At 38.9% G+C, this 21,867-nt stretch carries 18 protein-coding genes; 8 read left to right on the top strand and 10 right to left on the bottom strand.

The annotated features are described in order from the left end of the window. Positions 1 to 2: 2 nt before the first annotated feature. Both HPE63_RS11635 and HPE63_RS11630 read right to left on the bottom strand, forming a co-directional pair. Entirely contained in the window at positions 3 to 1,772 is a 1,770-nt protein-coding gene (locus HPE63_RS11635; protein WP_188314448.1) for a class I mannose-6-phosphate isomerase, read from the bottom strand. A 103-nt stretch (positions 1,773 to 1,875) separates the two neighbouring features. Then, a complete protein-coding gene (locus HPE63_RS11630; protein ID WP_188314447.1) occupies positions 1,876 to 2,535 on the bottom strand; it encodes an NAD(P)H-binding protein in 660 nt (219 codons plus the stop codon). A gap of 126 nt (positions 2,536 to 2,661) precedes the next feature. Here HPE63_RS11630 and dinB point away from each other — a divergent pair, with 126 nt between their 5' ends. Further along, positions 2,662 to 3,762, top strand: coding sequence for a DNA polymerase IV (gene dinB, locus HPE63_RS11625; RefSeq protein WP_188314446.1), 1,101 nt, complete (start codon positions 2,662 to 2,664; stop codon positions 3,760 to 3,762). A 49-nt stretch (positions 3,763 to 3,811) separates the two neighbouring features. Here dinB and HPE63_RS11620 read toward each other — a convergent pair whose 3' ends face one another. The 7 genes from HPE63_RS11620 to HPE63_RS11590 form a co-directional block, all read right to left on the bottom strand. After that, positions 3,812 to 4,309 (bottom strand): hypothetical protein, encoded by a 498-nt coding sequence (locus HPE63_RS11620; RefSeq protein WP_188314445.1) that lies wholly within the window; start codon positions 4,307 to 4,309, stop codon positions 3,812 to 3,814. A 249-nt stretch (positions 4,310 to 4,558) separates the two neighbouring features. Beyond that, on the bottom strand, positions 4,559 to 5,035 hold the full coding sequence (locus HPE63_RS11615) for an Hsp20/alpha crystallin family protein (protein ID WP_188314444.1): 477 nt from the start codon (positions 5,033 to 5,035) through the stop codon (positions 4,559 to 4,561). A gap of 312 nt (positions 5,036 to 5,347) precedes the next feature. Further along, the gene (pyk, locus tag HPE63_RS11610; protein WP_188314443.1) at positions 5,348 to 6,790 is read right to left on the bottom strand and encodes a pyruvate kinase; all 1,443 of its coding nucleotides are present in this window, start codon (positions 6,788 to 6,790) and stop codon (positions 5,348 to 5,350) included. Between the two features lie 3 nt (positions 6,791 to 6,793). Next, positions 6,794 to 7,258, bottom strand: coding sequence for an IPExxxVDY family protein (locus HPE63_RS11605; RefSeq protein ID WP_188314442.1), 465 nt, complete (start codon positions 7,256 to 7,258; stop codon positions 6,794 to 6,796). A gap of 114 nt (positions 7,259 to 7,372) precedes the next feature. Then, the gene (rnc, locus tag HPE63_RS11600; RefSeq protein WP_188314441.1) at positions 7,373 to 8,104 is read right to left on the bottom strand and encodes a ribonuclease III; all 732 of its coding nucleotides are present in this window, start codon (positions 8,102 to 8,104) and stop codon (positions 7,373 to 7,375) included. A gap of 7 nt (positions 8,105 to 8,111) precedes the next feature. Continuing rightward, positions 8,112 to 9,362, bottom strand: a complete 1,251-nt coding sequence (gene fabF / locus HPE63_RS11595; RefSeq protein ID WP_188314440.1) for a beta-ketoacyl-ACP synthase II — start codon at positions 9,360 to 9,362, stop codon at positions 8,112 to 8,114. Between the two features lie 101 nt (positions 9,363 to 9,463). Further along, a complete protein-coding gene (locus HPE63_RS11590; RefSeq protein ID WP_047247024.1) occupies positions 9,464 to 9,697 on the bottom strand; it encodes an acyl carrier protein in 234 nt (77 codons plus the stop codon). Between the two features lie 287 nt (positions 9,698 to 9,984). Here HPE63_RS11590 and purN point away from each other — a divergent pair, with 287 nt between their 5' ends. The 4 genes from purN to HPE63_RS11570 all read left to right on the top strand — a co-directional run bounded on the left by purN (position 9,985) and on the right by HPE63_RS11570 (position 14,263). Next, the gene (purN, locus tag HPE63_RS11585) at positions 9,985 to 10,560 is read left to right on the top strand and encodes a phosphoribosylglycinamide formyltransferase (protein ID WP_188314439.1); all 576 of its coding nucleotides are present in this window, start codon (positions 9,985 to 9,987) and stop codon (positions 10,558 to 10,560) included. Beyond that, the gene (locus tag HPE63_RS11580) at positions 10,560 to 11,195 is read left to right on the top strand and encodes a ribonuclease H1 domain-containing protein (RefSeq protein WP_188314438.1); all 636 of its coding nucleotides are present in this window, start codon (positions 10,560 to 10,562) and stop codon (positions 11,193 to 11,195) included. Before purN ends, HPE63_RS11580 begins: the two co-directional genes overlap by 1 nt. Positions 11,196 to 11,389: 194 nt before the next feature. Next, a complete protein-coding gene (locus HPE63_RS11575; protein WP_188314437.1) occupies positions 11,390 to 12,316 on the top strand; it encodes a PfkB family carbohydrate kinase in 927 nt (308 codons plus the stop codon). Between the two features lie 48 nt (positions 12,317 to 12,364). Continuing rightward, positions 12,365 to 14,263 carry an amidophosphoribosyltransferase gene (locus tag HPE63_RS11570; RefSeq protein ID WP_188314436.1) on the top strand — a complete coding sequence of 633 codons (1,899 nt, stop codon included), beginning with the start codon at positions 12,365 to 12,367 and terminating at the stop codon, positions 14,261 to 14,263. Positions 14,264 to 15,348: 1,085 nt separating this feature from the next. On the opposite strand, the gene HPE63_RS11565 is transcribed toward HPE63_RS11570, so the two are convergent. Then, positions 15,349 to 15,957, bottom strand: coding sequence for a superoxide dismutase (locus HPE63_RS11565; RefSeq protein ID WP_223198134.1), 609 nt, complete (start codon positions 15,955 to 15,957; stop codon positions 15,349 to 15,351). Positions 15,958 to 16,075: 118 nt separating this feature from the next. On the opposite strand from HPE63_RS11565, the gene HPE63_RS18615 reads away from it, so the two are divergent. The 3 genes from HPE63_RS18615 to HPE63_RS11550 all read left to right on the top strand — a co-directional run bounded on the left by HPE63_RS18615 (position 16,076) and on the right by HPE63_RS11550 (position 21,842). Beyond that, positions 16,076 to 19,183 (top strand): UvrD-helicase domain-containing protein, encoded by a 3,108-nt coding sequence (locus HPE63_RS18615; RefSeq protein ID WP_188314435.1) that lies wholly within the window; start codon positions 16,076 to 16,078, stop codon positions 19,181 to 19,183. An 11-nt stretch (positions 19,184 to 19,194) separates the two neighbouring features. Next, on the top strand, positions 19,195 to 20,388 hold the full coding sequence (kbl, locus tag HPE63_RS11555) for a glycine C-acetyltransferase (RefSeq protein ID WP_188314434.1): 1,194 nt from the start codon (positions 19,195 to 19,197) through the stop codon (positions 20,386 to 20,388). A gap of 113 nt (positions 20,389 to 20,501) precedes the next feature. Beyond that, positions 20,502 to 21,842, top strand: coding sequence for an OmpA family protein (locus HPE63_RS11550; protein ID WP_188314433.1), 1,341 nt, complete (start codon positions 20,502 to 20,504; stop codon positions 21,840 to 21,842). The last annotated feature ends 25 nt before the right edge of the window (positions 21,843 to 21,867 follow it).

Here is a 21,867-nt window from a genome sequence, read left to right as displayed (position 1 = left end):
TTTTAGCAAGCTTCATCCTTTACAAAAGAAACAACGACCTTTGCCTTTTTATCTCCCTTATTTATAAGCAGATATTTTTCAGCGGCTGCAGGAACAGCAAACGTTTCGGCATAATGGAAGATTTGAGGGCTAAATCCCTCAACAACCAATTCAATGGATTGTCCCTCGACCAACATCAATACATGGCATTGATTGTTGGTAGCGACAGATACTTCATTGTTGAACTCATACCTATAGATATCATAAAAATGATCTTGGTGTGTTTCTAAGTGGATCATCTCCCAATCCTCTCCCGATGCTTCAATTTCCGGTTTGGCTATAAGGGTTGCGGGCACCTTTTCCCCTTGTCTTTCAAAATTGAGGTTTTCAAAGGCCCTTTCAATATTCATAGGTCTTGGGTTACCATCTAGGTCCAAGCGTTGCCAATCATACATCTTAAAGGTGAAAATGTAAGGTGTTGCACTGATTTCCAAGACCATGTTATTAGTACCCGAGCAATGGATGGTGCCATAGGGAATTAAAAAAAGGTCGTGTTTTTTAGATGGGAATTTCTGTACGTATTTCTCAACATCCAATTCCTCTTTGGTTCTATAACTGTGAACTAAGGCGCTTTTGAAATCCGATTTATTAATTCCTTCCTGAAAACCCAAATACACTTCGGCATCCTCTTCGGCATCCAAAATATAGTAGGTTTCATCCTGTGTAAAATTTTCCCCGAACTCCTTTTTGATATACTCCGGTTTCGGGTGGCATTGCACCGATAGGTTTCCTCCATCGAATGTATCCAAAAAGTCGAATCGTATAGGAAATTCGTCTCCGAATCGTTTCCCTGCTTTTCCCAAAATATTCGCACTGTTCTGGAACATCAGCATGTCAAACGAAACCTCTAATAAAGTTCCGTCACTTTCAAATAGCAAACCGTTCTCAGGTACGATCATCTCAAAAGACCAGGCGTAATTGGGCACATCCGGATTCAGGTCTTTAAACCTTTCTTTCATCCATTGTCCGCCCCAAACCCCAGGCTCGAACCAAGGCCTGACCCTGAAATAGGATCTTGACATTCTTTTTAGGACATCCCTCAGTTCTTCCCCATCCATCCACACCGGATTTCCCGGTCTTTGTTGATCTACTATGATTGAAATGTTGGGTAGCAGTCTCTTTTTCTCCCTGTTGAGCATAGGCCAATCGACAAAGTAAAAATGCTTATACATTTGTTTATGGTCTTTTGACAAACTAAAACCAAAATTTGTTATGGCATCGGCACGCATGCGAAATTGTAGTTCATTTTTAGGTAGATCAAAATAGACCAACTTGCCTTCTACACCAAGTGTACTTGCCCCTGTACCATATATTATGTTGACATTGGCTTTTGGGTCTATTTTGAAATGACCCATTTTTTCATGCACGAAATAATCGCCGATCTCTACAGTGGTTATATAACCGAAAATAGGGTCATTGCCCCCTAAAAACGGAGTTATTAAGGATGAAATATCATCCTCAGTTTTCAAGAAAGTGCTTATATTTTGGAATGACGTTCGTAGTCCCTTTTTTTCAAATGCTTCCCTCAAAGAGGCAATTACCTCATCCCAATCGACGCCAACATATCCATCTAAAATCACTGTTTCTTCACTGGCCAATTCTTCCGCCAAAGTGGCATACCCTTTTTTGATAACTCCATTTTCAAGTGGAAACGAAGGATAAATATCATAAGATGATTCATCGTGATTTTTCTTTTTAATAGGAATTAAATATTGGGACGTTCTTCTTTTCATGGGTCAGTATGCGCTAACGTCCTACGAAGATAAAAATTAATATGTTCATATGTCTATACATATTAAAATAAATTTACTTTTGCTGACTGTTTTTAACCAATTATTAATGCCTTTGGGCCAAATCCTGGATGACATCGGAAGGTATCCTTACCCTTTCGTATTCATTATTGGCGATCCAAACCATGGCCTTGGCAATACTGATAGGGTGAATTGATTTATACTTCTTCAACGGTCCAGCCATGACCAGATTGGCCACTTTCATCAATTGTTTAAAGATCCATTCGCCGATTCTCCGTTCCTCGCGTTTACCTCCTATCAGTGAAGGTTGAAGAATATGTGTTTTAGGTATTTGCATTTGCAAAACCGCTTCTTCCATTTGGCCCTTTATCCTATTATAAAAAATTGGGCTCTTCGCATTGGCGCCCAATGCGGAAATAACGATAAATGTCTTTATTCCATTCTCTTTTGCAAGTAGGGCTGCACTTTTAGCAATACCGAAATCGATTTTTTTATAAAACTCCTTGTTAGGGGTTTTCGACTTTGTTGTGCCAATGCAACAGAAAACTTCTTCGCCCGTGAATTGAGCCTTAAAGTCATTCAAATTGAACATATCGCCAAGATATTCCTCTATTTTAGGGTCAGAAATGCCGACAGAACTTCTAGAGAACAGTTTAATTTTAGTATAGTTCGGGTCATTCAACAAAAGTTCTAACAATTTTCCTCCTGTCAACCCGGTAGCCCCTAAAATTATCGCTGTTTTCACCTAAACTAAAATTGTTAAAAGTTATTATAAATTTACAATATGAAATGAGCCATAACAAATTTTGACATCAATCATTATAGACGTTTGCGATTTACCTCTGACTTATAAAAAAATAATCATCATCAGATGAAAACGGATTTCCCAACACGAAAGATCATTCATGTAGACATGGATGCCTTCTATGCTTCCGTGGAAGAACTTGATAATCCCGATCTCAAGGGAAAACCTCTGGCCGTAGGAGGCAATGAAATAAGGGGTGTTGTTTCAGCAGCAAATTATGAGGCTCGCAAGTATGGGGTCCGCAGTGCGATGAGTGGTTATTTGGCTAAGAAAAACTGTCCCCAACTGACATTCGTAAAACCCCGATTCATTAGATACAAAGAAATATCGAAACAAATACGTAACATATTCTTCGATTACACCGTTTTGGTAGAACCCCTTTCGCTCGATGAGGCCTACTTGGATGTCACGGTAAACAAAAAGGGGAATCCATCCGCAACTTTAATTGCCCAGGAAATTCGACAACGTATTTTTGATGAAGTTGGCCTAAAGGCATCGGCCGGAATATCTATAAACAAATTCATTGCCAAGGTCGCCAGTGACTTCAACAAACCCAACGGTCAGAAAACCGTAAATCCTGAAGAGGTATTGCAATTTTTAGAAGATTTGGAAATACGTAAATTTTATGGCGTAGGGAAAGTCACTGCAGATAAAATGTACAAGTTGGGCATATTTACAGGAAAAGAGCTTAAAGAAAAACCGCTCGAATTTTTAGAAGCTAATTTTGGGAAGAGCGGTTCTTATTATTTTGATGTGGTTCGGGGCATTCACCATAGTGAGGTTAAACCACATCGAATTCCAAAATCCGTAGGCGCGGAACGTACATTCAACGAGAATCTGAGCAGCGAGATCTTTATGTTGGAGCGTTTGGAGCACATTGCCAATGAACTTGAAAAACGTTTGAAAAAATCGAACATAGCAGGAAAGACTCTAACCCTAAAAATCAAATACAGCGATTTTACATTACAGACTCGAAGTAAAACCCTTCCTTATTTTATAGCGGAAAAAGCATTAATCCTGGAAAACGCCAAGGAATTACTCTATCAGGAAAAAATGGAAAACTCGGTACGCCTGTTGGGAATTTCTCTGGCAAACCTTAATAACGAGAAAAAGAAAACCGAATCTAAAGAAGACTCGGTTTCGGTACAATTGCAGTTCGATTTTTAAGGGCATCAGTCATAGTAACATACCTAAACGGTTTACGTTCAGCAACGAACTATCCATCAGAACCATCTTCTTTAAATTCATCAAATTCAGATTGGTAACGTTCCAAAAACTTTCGCTGCATATTTTCCATTCGTTCCCTAACCCGGTCAATATCCATAAAATCTTGACCGAATTCACTTTCAAAAAAATCGTCGGTAAAAAACCGTCTGGTAAATAGAGAATCCCTCACAAATATATCTGGGAACCCTTCGCTATTAAAATCGGAAAAACTCCTATAGAACCTTGATTGCATCGATTTCAGGACACTATCCTTATTCATGGAAGCCAGATCATTTAAATCTGTATTTGAGGACCATGAATAGATGGAGTCGTAACGTATAAGGTTGCCGTCCTCATCGAATTCCCTATTGACCTTCCAACTACCCTTTGGGGTTTCTGCAATTTCTTCTTTACCCTTTATTTCGTCTTTATCCTCATTTTTCTTTTCCTGGCTATTGCAACTCAGGGTTACTAGTGCAGATAGAACCAGTAGGCCATATTTTTTCATAGTACCATAATTTTAAGATTAAAAAATATTTAGGGCTCTAGCACATCGTTTTCGAAAATAGTTGGGATCTCTTCTATTCTTCCTGCTTACTACTATATCCGATTCCGATATGTTCACAACAAAAAACCGATTAGGTGTGTGTTGCAATTTTAATTAAAACTTACTTTCTTCATGAACACCGCAAGGACAAACGTTCATTGTAAAAAAAAATCAACGTAGATCGTCAAAGACGATCTACGTTGATAATGATTATGAAATTTTAATATTTCGAGGCGGTTTTTGAATGGCCTCCTCTTTCTTGGGAAGATGAATGCTTAGAATACCATCGGTATACGCTGCTTTTATCTTCTCCTCTTTGATGGTTTCCGGCAGCGAAAATGTACGTTTAAACGAGGCATATCCAAATTCCCTTCGGGTGTAATTTTCCATCTCCTTTTCATCCCTTTCATTCAATTCAGTTGAAATAGATAACACTTTATTGTCTAAATCGATATGGAAATCAGATTTTTTCATTCCTGGTACGGCCATATCAACAAAATAGGCGTCCTTGGTTTCCCTGATGTTCACCTTTGGGAGCGTTATCCCTGTATTGAAGTTGGAAGTGAAAACAGAAGGTAAATCCCGATTGAATAGTTCATCCATCCAAGTAGACCACGTTGGGAAAGTTTGGCCACTGGTAGTTGTTTTTGCCAAACTCCCATTTCCAGTTTTTACTAAAGTACCCATAAATACAAAAATTTAGTTAGACAATCAATTTTTACATTTAAAACATAATCATCTAGGCAAAATGAATGCCGAAACCGAACTTGGGATACAACCATAATCAGTTTTATAAATTCCTTAAGATTTATACCTCTTGATTATTAAAAAAGTCCTAATGGGAAATGTCAGAATGGCATATGAACAGTGCCTCGATATGCCAAGATTTCATTTGTCATATCCTTTCGAGAAGTGGCGTAAAGCTGATGAAAATTCCAAATAATCTTGACCATTCCAAAAAAAAACCGTTTTATGGCATCCGAACGAATTTGGAGAGGATTAGATATTGCACGTCTGGATTTCTGTGACCCTAAGCGTGTTCACCATTCCTTTATCTTTAATGGGCATAGCTGCCAAACTGATCAACATATCGCCAACTTCCAAATACCCTTTTTTGCACGCAATGCCATTCACATCCTCAATGGTCTCATCAGTTGAAACATACTTATCGTAATAAAAGGCCTTAACTCCCCAAAGTAAATTAAGTTGGGTTAAAATTCTCCTATTTGAGGTAAACACCAGAATAAGGGCACTGGGTCTCCATGCAGAGATTTGAAAAGCCGTATAGCCACTATTGGTTAAAGTAGAGATGGCCTTGGCTTTTATCTCATTGGCCATGATGGCCGCATGGTAACATACCGATTTGGTGATATATCTATTGGTTCTAATATGTGGTGGTTCTTGTGGAACTGAAATCAGCTCTGAATTCTCAACACTTGATAAGATACTCGCCATTTTTTGAATAACCTGTACAGGGTAATTGCCGACTGAGGTCTCCCCTGAAAGCATTACCGCATCTGCGCCGTCCATAACTGAATTCGCCACATCATTTACTTCTGCCCTTGTTGGGGTTAGACTGGTAATCATGGTCTCCATCATTTGGGTGGCAATAATAACCGGTATCCTGGCCTTTTTGGCGCGCAAAACCAGTTTTTTCTGAATCAAGGGTACCTCATGGGCAGGAACTTCAACACCCAAATCGCCACGGGCGACCATTAAGCCGTCACAATAAGAGACAATCTTATCTATATTTTCAACCGCTTCCGGTTTTTCGATTTTAGCAATAATCGGGATTTTCTGTTTTGCATGCTCCTTGATGATATTTTGAAGGTCGATAATGTCTTGACTATGTCTAACAAAGGACAAAGCAATCCAATCGACATCCAAGGAAATGGCAAAAATGGCATCCTCAATGTCTTTTTCGGTAAGGGCGGGCAATGAAATATTGGTATTCGGTAAATTTACTCCCTTTTTGGATTTCAATGGTCCTCCTTGAACCACCTTGGCCTTTACTTGGTCTTTTTTATTCGTTGAAACCACTTCGAACATCAATTTCCCATCATCCAACAAGATTCTCTCCCCGGGATTTACATCTTTTGGAAAAGCGGTATAGTTCATATATACCCTTTCAGAATTTCCTTCAAATGGTTCCCCGGTTACAAAGGTGATTTCGTCACCTGGAGCAACAACCACTTCTTCAGCCATGACTCCAACCCTAAGTTTAGGTCCTTGCAAGTCCCCTAAAATGGCAATATTGGTATCCATTTCAGTATTGATCTCACGAATCATATTTACACGTTCCTTTACATCTTCATAGTCGGCATGGGAGAAATTAATCCTAAAGACATCAACACCGGCTTCTATCATGTCAATTATAACTTCCTTTGTGCTTGTAGCAGGACCCAGCGTTGCAACTATTTTCGTCTTTTTTTTATTTGACATTAACTAAAAAATTAAGTTGTTTCTTGATTTCAAAATATCCGCATTTAAACTATATGCGGTGATTATTCTTGGTATGGTCATTAATTTTTTTAACAAAAGTGCTTCATTTAAGTCATCATCGTGTTCAATCTTGATAAAATAATCGACATCCTTGTATTCCGGAATCAAATGGCGTTTAGCATATGAGGGCTCATTTTGAAAAAGGTCATCTCGCATCAAACGCTCTTTCTTCAAGCTTTCATTGGAGATTAATGTCCAATACCTGTCATGTTTATCATCTTGCCATTCAAAAAATGGAAATGCCTCATATTCGGACAATTCCAGATCTTTTGATACCCTTACAAATGAGGACATGAGTGCCTCATTAATAGCGTACACTATCGAAAAATCGGGCATAGTACTATGTAATGCGATTAGGGTAAAGGATTCCTCGTAAAAATCCCCGCTAATTTTATGCACTGTCGCCATATGCCTTCAAAAACGTAAATATAGGATTAATAAAATATATTGCCTAAGCCCCTAAAGGCTAAAGCTATTTTTGTTCAAACAAAAATGCTGTTTTTTCAATTAATTGATATTGTGCTACCCTATTCTATCTTGAAGGGCGAAAAATGCGCGTTTTGAAGCGCGTTCCTCTGCTTTCTTTTTAGAAGTTGCCCGTGCTTTTGCCACCACTTTATCCCCTATGGATAGCTTTACCGCAAAATGCTTTAATTCATCGTTCCCGGTATCTTCATATACATCGAAGTGAAAGGTCTTTTTTTGTTTTTGGCACCATTCAATAATCAAACTCTTATAGCTTATGACCTTACCTTCCAATTGTTCTATATCAACATAAGGCACGATTACCCTTTCATGAATGAATTTTTCACAATACTTGTAGCCCCGATCCAAATAAATGGCCCCTACCAAGGCTTCAAATACATTGCCATGGATGTTATCGCCGAAATGGGTTTTGGGAATTCTACTCTCTACAAATTTAATCAAGTTCAGATCTTTGCCCAATTCGTTCAAATGTTCCCTACTTACGATTTTCGAACGCATTTTGGTAAGATAACCCTCATCGCCTTCGGGAACTTCATTGTATAGATGTCTCGAAATAATGGTCCCTAGCATGGAATCGCCTAAAAACTCAAGGCGTTCATAATTCATTGGGTTGCCTTTTTTGTCTTTTTTATTCAACGACCTATGCAAAAAGGCCTTTTTATAAATTTCCAGTTTCTTCGGCTTAAAGCCCAGAATTTCGGTAATCCCCAAAAAAAAATCCCCATCCTGTTTGGAATGGGAATTGAATATATTGGATGCAAAATTCATAAAATGATTAACTGATTTTCTTAAAAACAACACATGCATTATGACCACCAAACCCAAAGGTATTGCTCATCGCTATTTTAACATCCCTTTTTTGTGCCTTATTTAAGGTAAGGTTGAGCTTTGGGTCAATATTTTCATCAACCGTCGTATGGTTTATCGTAGGAGGAACAATACCATGTTCCATAGACAATATGGATGCTATGGCCTCAATCGCACCTGCTGCACCTAACAAATGGCCGGTCATTGATTTTGTAGAATTGATATTGATTTTTGGTGCATGCGCTCCAAAAACCTCGGATATGGCCAATAGTTCGGCAACATCTCCCAAGGGTGTTGAAGTACCGTGTGTGTTGATGGTATCAATATCCTCAGGTTGTAACCCTGCATCCCTTAAGCAGTTTTTCATAACCTGGACTACTCCTATACCCTCAGGATGTGGTGCGGTCATATGATAGGCATCACTGGACATTCCCCCACCAAGTACCTCTGCATATATTTTAGCACCTCTTGCCTTGGCATGCTCATATTCCTCTAATACAAGCGCTCCAGCGCCCTCTCCCAAAACAAAGCCATCCCTAGTGGCATCGAATGGTCTTGAAGCTGTTTCAGGACTCTCATTTCTGGTTGAAAGTGCATGCATGGCATTGAATCCTCCCATACCAGCCAAGGTAACGGCAGCTTCACTACCACCAGAAACAATAACATCGCAATGGCCCAAACGAATATAGTTCAACGCATCGATCATCGCATTGGCCGATGAAGCACAGGCAGATACTGTTGTATAATTAGGACCCATAAATCCATGCTTGATCGATATATTGCCGGGGGCGATATCCGCAATCATTTTAGGGATAAAAAAAGGATTGAACCTTGGGGTACCATCACCTTGTGCAAAGTTTATTACCTCGTTTTGAAAGGTCTCTAAACCACCAATACCTGCGCCCCAGATTACACCTACCCGGAATTTGTCGATAACATTAAGGTCCAAATTGGAATCAAGTATCGCCTCATCAGAGGAAACCAGGGCATATTGTGCAAAGCGGTCTAGTTTACGTGCTTCCTTTCTGTCAAAAAAATCTTCGGCATTGAAGTTTTTAAGTTCACAGGCAAACTTGGTCTTGAACTTTTCGGTATCGAAGTAAGTTATAGGCGCAGAACCACTTTTACCATTAACCAAACCGTCCCAGTACTCACTGATAGTATTGCCAATAGGTGTTAACGCACCCAATCCTGTAACTACAACTCGCTTTAATTGCATTGAACTAACTTTAGTATTAAGCCAAGTGAAATTAAATAAAAATATCCATGCAGCATATTTACCGCATGGATAATTATCAACGTATTCAAGAAATCATAGGATTACTTTGCTTCTTCTATATAGCTTATGGCCTGGCCAACTGTTGCGATATTTTCAGCTTGATCATCAGGGATTTGAATATCGAATTCTTTCTCGAACTCCATAATCAACTCAACCGTATCCAGTGAATCTGCCCCTAAGTCGTTGGTAAAGCTAGCTTCTGATACAACTTCGTTTTCATCAACTCCTAACTTATCAACGATGATAGCCTTAACTCTTGATGCAATGTCTGACATAATAATATTGGTTTTAAAAATTTAAATTGTTGGCAAAAATAAAAAACTTTGGTATTAATATTACCTTTTAAGGTTAAAATGTCTAGTAATTTAAGAAATTTAAACACAAGAGTATTAATTTAGCCCAAAATAATTTCTTAGGTAACGTTTTAAGGAAAAGTACATAGATCGTCAATTATAGCCCTTTTTTATTACAATGTGCCTGCTATGTTCTATAATCCGGGTTCTTTTTCTTTACGGAATACTGAAAACAACAACACTATTTTTCATATTAAAATCCATTATTTTTGAAAACCAAACAAATTGTTCTATTTGCCTCTGGTTCTGGATCCAACGTTGAAAATATAATTCGGTATTTTCAGGATAAGCCAAAAGTTACTATAGCCATGGTACTGACTAACAAAAGGGATGCCAAAGTTTTAGACCGATGTAACAAATTGAATGTCAGTGCTTTGTATTTTAATAAAATTGCTTTTCAAGAAACCGATTGCATACTTGACATTCTTAAAGGTGTAAATCCCAATCTAATCGTCCTTGCGGGTTTTTTATGGAAAATACCCGAAAAGATCATAGAGGCCTTCCCGAATAAAATTATCAACATACATCCCGCCTTGCTACCAAAATATGGAGGTAAGGGTATGTATGGCCCAAAGGTCCACAATGCCGTAAAAGAAAATAATGAAACGGAAACTGGAATTACCATTCACTTTGTAAATGAGCATTACGATGAAGGGGCCATCATACATCAAGCGAAAACAGCAATACTTCCTGAAGACAGTGCCGACGATATTGCAGAGAAAGTACATACACTGGAATATGAACATTTTCCAAGAATCATAGCCCAACTATTATTGGACCAATAATGGCAAAAAAGGATAAATTCTATGTCGTCTGGAAAGGAAAAAGACCCGGGGTCTACACCACCTGGGAAGATTGTAAGGCAGCGATAACAGGTTATAAAGGGGCCCAATATAAATCGTTCCCCACCTTTGACCAGGCCAAAAAAGCCTATAACTCCAACTATGAGGAATATAAGGGGAAAAAGAATACGGCCCCAAGCTTAACCCAAGAACAACTTCTTATAATCGGGGAGCCTGATTTTCATTCCATCGCTGTTGATGCCGCTTCGAGTGGAAATCCCGGTATTATGGAATACCAAGGGGTCGATACGAAAACCGGCAAAAAACTGTTCAAGCAAGGGCCGTTTAAACAGGGAACCAATAATATTGGGGAATTTTTGGCCATTGTACATGGGTTGGCCTTTTTAAAGCAGAAGAAGAGTGATCGTATTATCTATACCGACTCGAGAACTGCTATGAGTTGGGTTCGAAAAAAGACCTGTAACACTAAATTACAGGAAACAGCTGAAAACAAAACCCTTTTTGATTTGGTGCGGAGGGCCATAACGTGGTTAAAAACCAACTCTTATGACACACCTATCGTAAAATGGGAAACCAAGGCCTGGGGGGAAATTCCCGCTGATTTTGGGAGGAAGTAAAATATACCACTTACTAATCAATCAATCCTTTTGTCTATTATGGGCACAGAGCAAGCAATAGGTAACATATATTAGGATGCTCTTTTAGCCTTTATAACAAAAAAATATCCCTGTCAACAAATTTAATGATTTGATATCAACAGGGGTGGGTATTGGAATTCCAATACTGTATATTTGCACCAAAATTTCAATTGATGGGAAAATTGTTGATTGTCGGTACCGTTGCCTTCGATGCTATTGAAACTCCTTTTGGGAAGACAGATAAGATTTTGGGTGGTGCAGCAACCTTTATTGGCCTCGCAGCCTCCCAATTTGACGTGCAATCAGCAATTGTATCTATCGTTGGCGATGATTTTCCGCAAGAATATATCGATTTGCTTAAGAATAAGAATATCGATATTACATCACTCGAAGTGGTAAAAGGGGGTAAAACCTTTTTCTGGAAAGGCAAATACCACAACGATTTGAATTCTAGGGATACATTGGTGACCGAATTGAACACCTTGGCCGATTTCAAACCAGTGGTGCCCCAAAATTTTACAACCGCCGATGTTGTCATGTTGGGTAATTTACACCCGGACATTCAAATGAGTGTTATTGATCAAATGACAAAAAGGCCCAAGTTGGTTATTCTTGACACCATGAATTTTTGGATGGATAATACCCTCGAAGAGTTGATGCGCGTTATTAAACATACCGATATTATTACCATCAATGATGGGGAAGCCCGTCAACTCACACATGAGTATTCCTTGGTAAAGGCGGCAGAGGAAATCCAGAAAATGGGACCTAAATATGTGGTGATCAAAAAAGGCGAACATGGCGCATTGTTGTTTCATAAAGACGATGTTTTCTTTGCGCCAGCGCTACCTTTGGAAGAAGTGTTCGATCCCACAGGGGCTGGTGATACCTTTGCAGGTGGATTTGCCGGATATTTGGCGGCAACCGGGAATGCATCATTCAACAATATAAAAAATGCGGTAATCCATGGGTCCAACTTGGCTTCTTTCTGTGTAGAACGTTTCGGCACAGAAAGAATGGTAGATCTTAAGCGGGATGAAATAAACAAGAGGTTGCATCAATTTAAAGCCTTGACCCAATTTGATATTGAATTACAATAATGATACGCCCTGCAATAATTGCCAGGGCTTTTTTAATCTAGAGAAGCGATGAGCGACGCAATTAAGCATGAATGTGGAATTTCGGTAATCCGTTTACTTAAACCCTTATCATACTATAAAGAAAAATACGGAACTGCTTTTTACGGGGTAAATAAGATGTACCTGATGATGGAGAAACAGCACAATCGCGGACAGGATGGCGCCGGTTTTGCGAGCATAAAGCTGGATATGAACCCCGGGGAAAGATATATGAGCCGGGTTCGTTCCGTAGAACAACAGCCGATACAAGATATTTTCGACCAAATCAATGACCGAATCAATGTGGCATTTCAAGAACATCCTGAATACAAGGATGATGTTGTGGCCCAGAAAAAAAACATTCCATATATCGGTGAGGTACTTTTGGGGCATGTTCGTTATGGGACGTTCGGAAAGAACAGTATAGAAAATGTACACCCTTTCCTAAGACAGAACAATTGGATGCACCGTAACCTTATTGTTGCCGGTAATTTTAATATGACCAATGTTCATGAGCTTTTCGATAACCTTGTGCAAATCGGGCAACATCCCAAGGAAATGGCCGACACCGTAACCGTAATGGAGAAAATAGGTCATTTTTTAGATGATGCTGTTGCCAAATTATACAAACAGATCAAAAAAGAAGGTTATAACAAATTAGAGGCTTCCCCATTGATAGCCAAAAGATTAAAACTGAATAAGATCCTTAAGAGGGCCGCGAAAAATTGGGATGGAGGTTATGCGATGGCCGGAATGTTGGGCCATGGGGATGCGTTTGTTCTTAGAGATCCTTCGGGCATTAGACCTACGTACTACTATAAGGATGATGAAGTTGTAGTAGTGGCTTCTGAAAGACCGGCGATACAAACCGTATTCAATGTTCCTTATGAAGAAGTCAAAGAACTTACTCCTGGCAGCGCGATCATCATTAAAAAAGACGGCAGTTCCGCCATCAAGGAAATTTTAAAACCCAAAGAAAGAAAAGCCTGTTCGTTTGAACGTATTTATTTTTCTCGGGGAAGCGATAAGGAAATCTATCAGGAACGCAAGGAATTGGGTAAACTTCTCTTCCCTCAAATCCTGAAGGCTATAGACCATGATATTAAGAATACGGTTTTCTCGTACATACCGAATACGGCAGAAACTTCCTTTTTCGGTTTGGTCAAAGAAGCCCAGAATTATTTAAATTCAAGGAAGGAAGAACAAATCCTTTCAATCGGCTCAAAGATAACCCAAAAAGAACTGCATGAAATTCTTGAAATACGGCCAAGAATCGAAAAGGTAGCCATAAAGGATGCGAAACTCAGAACGTTCATTACCCAGGACAGCAGTAGGGATGACCTTGTCGCCCATGTATATGATATTTCTTATGGTTCTGTCGAAAAGGACGATAATCTTGTCATAATCGATGATAGCATAGTTAGGGGTACAACCCTTAAAAAAAGTATCCTAAGAATATTAGATCGGTTGTCGCCTAAAAAAATAATTGTGGTTTCCTCGGCACCTCAGATCAGGTATCCGGACTGTTACGGCATAGATATGGCCAAACTAGAGGATTTTGTGGCATTCAAAGCTGCACTTGCGTTACATGAGGATAACAACTCATTGGATAAGGTCGAATTGATTTACAACAAATGCGTTGAGCAAGTCACTTCAAAGGACCATGAAATCGTGAACTATGTGAAGGATTTTTATGCGCCTTTTACAGCAAATCAGATTTCCGATAAAATCGGGGAACTTCTAAGTCCTGAAGACATTAAGGCCGAAGTCAAGATCATATACCAAACCATAGAAAGTCTTCATGAAGCCTGCCCCCATAATCTAGGGGACTGGTACTTTACAGGAAACTATCCTACGCCAGGAGGCAATAAAGTAGTAAACAGGGCATTTATCAACTTTTACGAAGGAAAGAACGAAAGGGCATATTAATAGTTTTATCGATGAAATACATAAAATTGTGCATTTCATCGATAATTTCCGCAGTTCATCGTGTTTATAGCCTTTAAGGGAGTATGCCCGCCTACTTTAGACTTGCCATAGCATAAGTAGGTTAAGTTCATGGTAAGATTTGGGGCAAAAAAGGTGGAGACTTCTCCACCTTTTTTATTTATATAAGCCTCCAAATTTTAACCTCCTAAGACAGAAAATCTAAAAAGTAAGGGGCTCAAAATCTTTTTAATCCTTTCTTAAATAGTTACACCCTTCCCATCGATATTCATCCATGGCCAATTTAAATTTCAACCAAGTAAACAGAATTAAATCATGGGCTAAAAACCTGTTTTTTTGTCGATCTTCGCACTTCAACCAAGTATATGGGTTTTCATCTAAAACCTTTCCTCACTTTTAAGTTTAACCCTATGTTTGGAGGACCATAGCATAAGTAGGTTAAGTTCATGGTAAGATTTGGGGAAAAAGGTGGGGCAATGCCCCACCTTTTTATTTTAATGAGACCCTATTTTGCAACGACCGTAAGCGGATTTTAAAATAGTTGGTAGAATTAACCCCGCCATTGGGCTGGATCTCCCTCTCGATTTACTCTTTTTCCTAAAAAGACACACCCTTCCTACATCATATGTAACCATAAACCTGGTAATACGCATTTCAACTAGAGATCAGGGAGTTTGTCTAAAACCTTTCCCCACATTTTAGTTATACACTATGTTTGCTGGACCATAGCATAAGTAGGTTAAGTTCATGGTAAGATTTGGGGAAAAAAGGTAGGACATTGTCCTGCCTTTTTTATTATGGAAACCTCAGTAATTAACAGGGGTAACCTTACCTTTTGAAGGTTGTATACCACACAAACTATAGAATATAAACCTAAAATTTGTTAAAATTTCTTTTTTATTTACCACAATACCAGTATTTTAGTGTTGCCATAGCATAAGTAGGTTAAGTTTATGGTAAGATTTGGGACGAAAAGGGTGGAGGCTTCTCCGCCCTTTTCTATTATATGAAACAAAAAAACCCCCTTAAATCGTCGATTTAAGGGGGTTTTTTTGAATTGATCTCTATTATTTATTGGCAAGATAACGTTCCGCAACTTTGTCCCAATTGATTACATTGAAAAAAGCATTTATGTAATCCGGTCTTCTGTTTTGGTAATTTAAGTAATAGGCATGTTCCCAAACATCCAAGCCAAGAATCGGGTAGCCCCCACAGCCTGTATTCGGCATTAGGGAATTGTCTTGGTTAGGGGTAGAGCATACCTCAACCTTACCGCCTTTATGAACGCAAAGCCAAGCCCATCCCGAACCAAATCGAGTACCAGCGGCCTTGCTGAATTTTTCCTTGAAAGCATCAAATGAACCAAAAGCTTCTTTTATGGCATTCGCCAATTCACCCTTGGGTTGACCCCCACCATTCGGGGACATGATTTCCCAAAATAGGGAATGGTTGTAAAAACCACCTCCATTGTTCCGGACCGCAGAATTGGCCATGTCTAACTTGGTCAAAATATCCTCAATGGATTTCTTCGCCAAATCGGTGCCCTCGATGGCGGCATTTAGATTATTCGTATAACCATTATGGTGCTTAGTATGGTGTATTTCCATGGTCCTTGCATCAATATGTGGTTCTAATGCATCGTATGCGTAAGGTAATTTAGGTAATTCAAAAGCCATAATTTATAATTTTTATGTTAGGTAAAATGTTGTCCAAATTTACATTTTTTAACAGACTAATTCAGCCAATAAATTGTTAAGAACAATTATAGATTATGTAATTTGCAGATAAAAATCAGTGTCAGGATATCCCTTTAAAATATATAATGCATCTGCAGGTTCGGGAAAAACCCATACCCTGACCAAGGAATATCTAAAAACAGTCCTTTCATCGAACCAAACATTCAGTCAAATTCTGGCCGTTACTTTTACCAATAAGGCGGTCAACGAGATGAAAGAGCGGATCCTAAGCAGTCTTTTTGAATTTTCATCGGTCAAATCAGCTGACGAAGCTTCTGTTATGTTTAATGAACTGAAAGAGGAATTGGGAATTGATCCCGAAACTTTGCGACAAAAGGCCAAAACAACCTTAAAACTGATTTTACATAATTATGGGTTCTTCGATATTTCGACCATAGATAAGTTTAACCATAGGCTCATTAGAACATTTGCCAAGGACCTGAAGATAGCCCAGAATTTTGAGGTTATTCTTGATACCGAACTATTATTGAATGAGGCAATCGACAATTTATTGGAAAAAGTAGGCCAAGATAAAGCGTTGACGGAAGTACTAATGGAGTTTGCCTTGGATAAGATAGACGAGGACAAAAGTTGGGATATTTCGTTCGATCTGAACAAAATAGGGAAATTGCTCTTTGACGAAAACAATACAGACCATCTATTTCTTCTAAAAGAAAAAAAAATAAATGACTTCCTAGCCTTGAGGGAACTGCTTCGGGCTAAAACCAGCAGTATTGAGACAAAGGTAACAGTGCTTGCAAAGCGAGCCTTAAATCTCATCGATGAAAATAAAGTTGACTTTAAATCCTTTTCCAGAGAAACCCTTCCCAATCATTTCAAGAAAATTATCAATAAGGAATTTTCACTTTCAAAATTGTACAATAACAAATTGTCTGAAGACCTCTATGAAAATAAAGTCTTAAAAGCCGGTATTACCGTTCCTAACGATAATCTAATCCCCGATTTGCGCACTATATATCTGGATATAAAAGAAAATTTGGTTCAACGGGCATATCTCGCAAATGTTTTGACGAATATTGTTCCCCTTACGGTATTGAATGCCATTCAAAAAGAAGTGAAAGCCCTACAGGAAGAAAGGGGCCAGCTTTTAATATCGGAATTCAACACCTTGATTTCCAATGAAATAAAAAATCAACCTGCCCCATTTATCTATGAACGCCTAGGTGAGAAATACCGTCATTATTTAATCGACGAATTTCAGGACACTTCCCAATTGCAATGGAACAACCTTATACCCCTGATAAGCAATGCCTTGGAAGGGGAAGATCATCAAGGGAACAAAGGTTCCTTGTTTTTGGTCGGTGATGCCAAACAGGCCATTTATCGCTGGCGGGGAGGAAATGCAGAACAATTCCTGAACTTGGTCAATGAAAATACCAATCCTTTTGTTATTCAACCAAAAACCTACAATCTACCATCGAATTATCGAAGCCATGAAGAAATCATAAATTTCAATAATGACTTTTTTACGGTTACCTGTCCGTTTTTGAACAATCAACTTTACCAAGAATTATTCGAACAGGGCAATCGACAAAAAATCAATATGAAAAAGGGGGGGCATGTACAAATCACCTTTCTTGAAGCACAGGAAGATCAAGACTTGAATGACCTTTATTGCGAAGAAGTGCTCAATACTATCCAAAATATTCTTCGGGAAGATTTTACATTTAATGATATCGCCATTTTGGTCAGGGACAATAAGCATAGCGTTATCCTTGCAGATTACTTGACTGTCAACAAAATTCCGATTATTTCTCCGGACTCCCTTTTGATCGCCAACAATGAAAAAGTTCAATTTTTAATGAATCTTTTGCATTACAGTCTACACCCAGAAGATTTGGAAGCGAGTTACAATATTTTGTATTTCCTTTTAGGGAAAGGTCAAAATGTGCATTCGGTCTTAAGTGACCATCTATCTTATTTGGAAAGTTTCTTGGAGGAGAAATATGGATTTAGATTATCTAACTTAAGGAATATGTCCGTATATGACGGTTTGGAACTTGCCATCAAAAAGTTTGATTTGGTCAAGGACTCAGACGCTTACCTCATTTTCCTATTGGATATCGTCCTGGAAGTAGAACAGAAAGAGGGAACAGGCTTGGTCACCTTCTTAACTTATTGGGAAAAGAAAAAAAACAAACATAGCATTGCCGCTCCTGACAATTTGAATGCCGTGAAAATCATGAGCATTCACAAGTCTAAGGGACTGGAGTTCCCCATCGTTATTTTTCCATATGCCAATTCAAATATATACAAAGAGATCGACCCAAAATTATGGCTCCCCGTCGATTCATCGCAGTTCATGGGTTTTACAGAGGCATTGATCAATAAGAAGAAAGAAGTGGTTGATTACAATCAAAATGCGTTACTTGCTTATGAGGAAGAACAACATAAATTGGAATTGGACGCCTTTAATATACTATATGTAGCATTGACAAGGGCGGAAAGAGCCTTGTATATTATATCCCTAAAAGAAACCGGCGCTTTAAAATCTGACAGGAAAACGCATTATTCCGATGTTTTTGTACACTATTTAAAAGAAAAACACCTTTGGAGCGATACCCAGACTGTCTATTCTTTTGGGAAGTTAGTGAACCATATCCCAAAGAATAAGAACGCTACTAAAGAAAGACCCGTCCATTATCAGTATTCCAATAAGGAAAATCCAAGGTTTAAGATAATCACTAAAGCAGGAATGCTATGGGATACGGCTCAAGAGGAGGCTATCACTCAAGGAAATTTGATCCATCATATCTTGGGGCTTATCGAAACGGAGGACAATGTTGATTCTGTTTTTACGGATTTGGAACGAAAGGGCATAATCGATATGGAATCGGTTCCTCTCCTGAAAAAGAAGATTAGGACCGTAGTAAGCCATGATGCCTTAAAAGGATATTTTTCTAAAGGAAATATCATAAGGAATGAAAAAGAAATCATTACTGGAAAAGGTGAGATTCTTCGACCTGATCGTATTGTAATCAAAAATAATCATGCCACCATCATAGATTATAAAACCGGAAAGCAAAACAATACCTATAAAGAACAGGTAAACACCTATGCCCAAGTTTTGGAGCATATGGGGTATACCATAGAAAATAAGATAATAACCTATATCAATGACGATATAAATATCGAATATGTTTAAAACTATTGACTATGTACGGAAAAATAAAACAGTTTCTGACTGACGAACTGGAGTCCATTAAAAATGACGGACTATTTAAGAGTGAAAGGATCATCACATCCCCACAAGCGGCAGTAATAAAACTATCGACAGGGGAAGAGGTGATCAATTTCTGCGCCAATAATTATTTAGGGCTCTCATCGCACCCGGAAGTGATTCAAGCCGCCAAGGATACGATGGACACCCATGGTTTTGGTATGTCATCGGTTCGCTTTATATGTGGAACCCAAGACATACATAAACAACTGGAACAAAAGATAGCGGCCTTCTATGAAACTGAGGATACCATATTATATGCTGCCGCCTTCGATGCCAACGGGGGTGTTTTCGAACCTTTGCTGGGCCCCGAGGATGCCATAATTTCGGATGCATTGAACCATGCCTCTATTATTGATGGGGTTCGTTTATGCAAGGCAAAAAGATATCGATATGCCAATGGGGATATGTCAGATCTTGAGCAACAGTTGATCCAGGCGCAAAAAGACAATGCCCGATTTAAATTAATCGTAACCGATGGGGTATTCTCTATGGACGGTGTATTGGCACCTTTGGATACAATATGTGACCTAGCCGATACGTACGATGCCTTGGTAATGGTCGACGAATGCCACGCGGCTGGCTTTATTGGGGCAACTGGCAAAGGAACATTGGAAGAAAAAGGGGTAATGGGTCGTGTCGATATAATCACAGGCACATTGGGCAAGGCCCTCGGCGGTGCCATGGGCGGTTATACGACTGGGAAAAAAGAAATCATTGAACTACTAAGACAGCGGTCAAGGCCTTACCTCTTTTCAAATTCCTTAGCACCATCGATTGTTGGGGCTTCCTTAAAGGTTTTCGATATGCTTGCCAATGACAATTCATTACGCGATAAACTTCAATCGAATACGGAATATTTCAAAAAAGGAATGAAAGAAGCAGGTTTTGACTTCATCGACGGGGATTCGGCCATAGTTCCCGTGATGCTATATGACGCAAAATTATCACAACAAATGGCCAATATGTTATTAGATAGAGGCATCTATGTCATCGGATTTTTCTATCCTGTGGTCCCTAAAGGAAAAGCCCGTATTCGCGTGCAGCTATCGGCTGCCCATGAAACGGACCATATCGATAAGGCCATTAAGGCGTTCGTCGAAGTAGGCAAAATATTGAAAATCGTTTAAATGCATCATTATTCCTTTAAATTACGTTAAAAAAAATAGGAATATATTTTTGTTAATAATATTTAACAACTTACATTTGCAGCTAATAAACACTTAAACTTAAAATTTTGAACATGAAACATCTTAGCAAATTATTGGTTGTTGCCCTACTTGTTGTAGGCTTTAACAACATACAAGCGCAAGACGAGAATAACCCTTGGCAAATCAGTTTTGGGGTAAATGCCGTTGACGTATATCCAACCGGTGATGTAAGTTCTTTCGGTAATGAGTTCTTTAACGCGACTGACCATTGGAACATTCTTCCTTCTATTTCTTACGTAGGCGTATCTAGATCTGTAGGAGATGGTTTCTCTGTAGGTGCTAGAGGTTCTTTAAATAAAATAAGCAATTTTGGAGATACCGAAGTTGATGATTTATCACATTATGCCATTGATGGTACTATTAAGTACAACTTTCTTAAAGATAGGGTAATCGATCCGTTTATTGAAATCGGTGGTGGTTACACTTGGGTTGATGAAATTGGTGCTGGAACCATTAATGGAGGTTTGGGACTTAATTTCTGGTTTACAGAAAACATTGGTCTTACCGTTCAGTCTTCTTATAAGCATGCTTTTGAGGATTATGGTGTTAAGCACATGCAGCATTTAGCTGGTATTTCCGTGAAATTCGGTGGTACCGACACTGATGGTGACGGCATTTATGACAAAGATGATGCTTGTCCTGAAGTTGCTGGTCTAGAGGCTTTCAATGGTTGTCCTGATTCTGATGGTGATGGTATCGAAGATAGCAAAGATAGCTGTCCTAACGCTGCCGGTTCTAAAGAAATGAACGGTTGTCCTGATGCTGATGGTGACGGTGTTGCTGATAAAGACGATGCTTGTCCTAATGAAGCTGGTGTAGCTGCTCTTGCTGGTTGTCCTGATGCTGACGGTGACGGTGTTGCTGATAAAGATGACGCATGTCCTAACGAAGCAGGTCCTGCAGAAAACAAAGGATGTCCTTGGGCTGATAAAGACGGAGATGGTGTATTAGACAAAGATGACCAATGTCCAGACGTTGCTGGTACTGTGGCCAACAAAGGTTGCCCAGAAGTAACTGCTGAAGTTCAAAAACAATTGAATGATTATGCTAGAACTATCTTGTTCGATACTGGTAGAGCAACTTTAAAAACTGAAACTGTATCTGTCTTTGTAGATATCATTAAGATCTTGAATGAATATCCTACTGCTAAATTTACGGTTGAAGGGCATACAGACAGCGTTGGTAGCGAAAAATTGAACCAATCATTATCTGAAAAGCGTGCTAACTCTGTTAGAGACTTCTTGATCAAAGAAGGAATCTCAGCAGACAGGTTAACTGCTATTGGTTACGGTGAGGCTAAGCCTATCGCCACTAACAACACAAGAGCTGGTAGAACTCAAAACAGAAGAGTTGAAATCAACTTAGTGAAATAAGTAGATTTAAAATCTCATAATATTT

The organism is Maribacter arenosus (assembly GCF_014610845.1).
GTDB classification, from domain to species: Bacteria; Bacteroidota; Bacteroidia; order Flavobacteriales; family Flavobacteriaceae; genus Maribacter_A; species Maribacter_A arenosus.
This window is presented reverse-complemented; position numbering and strand designations above follow the sequence as displayed.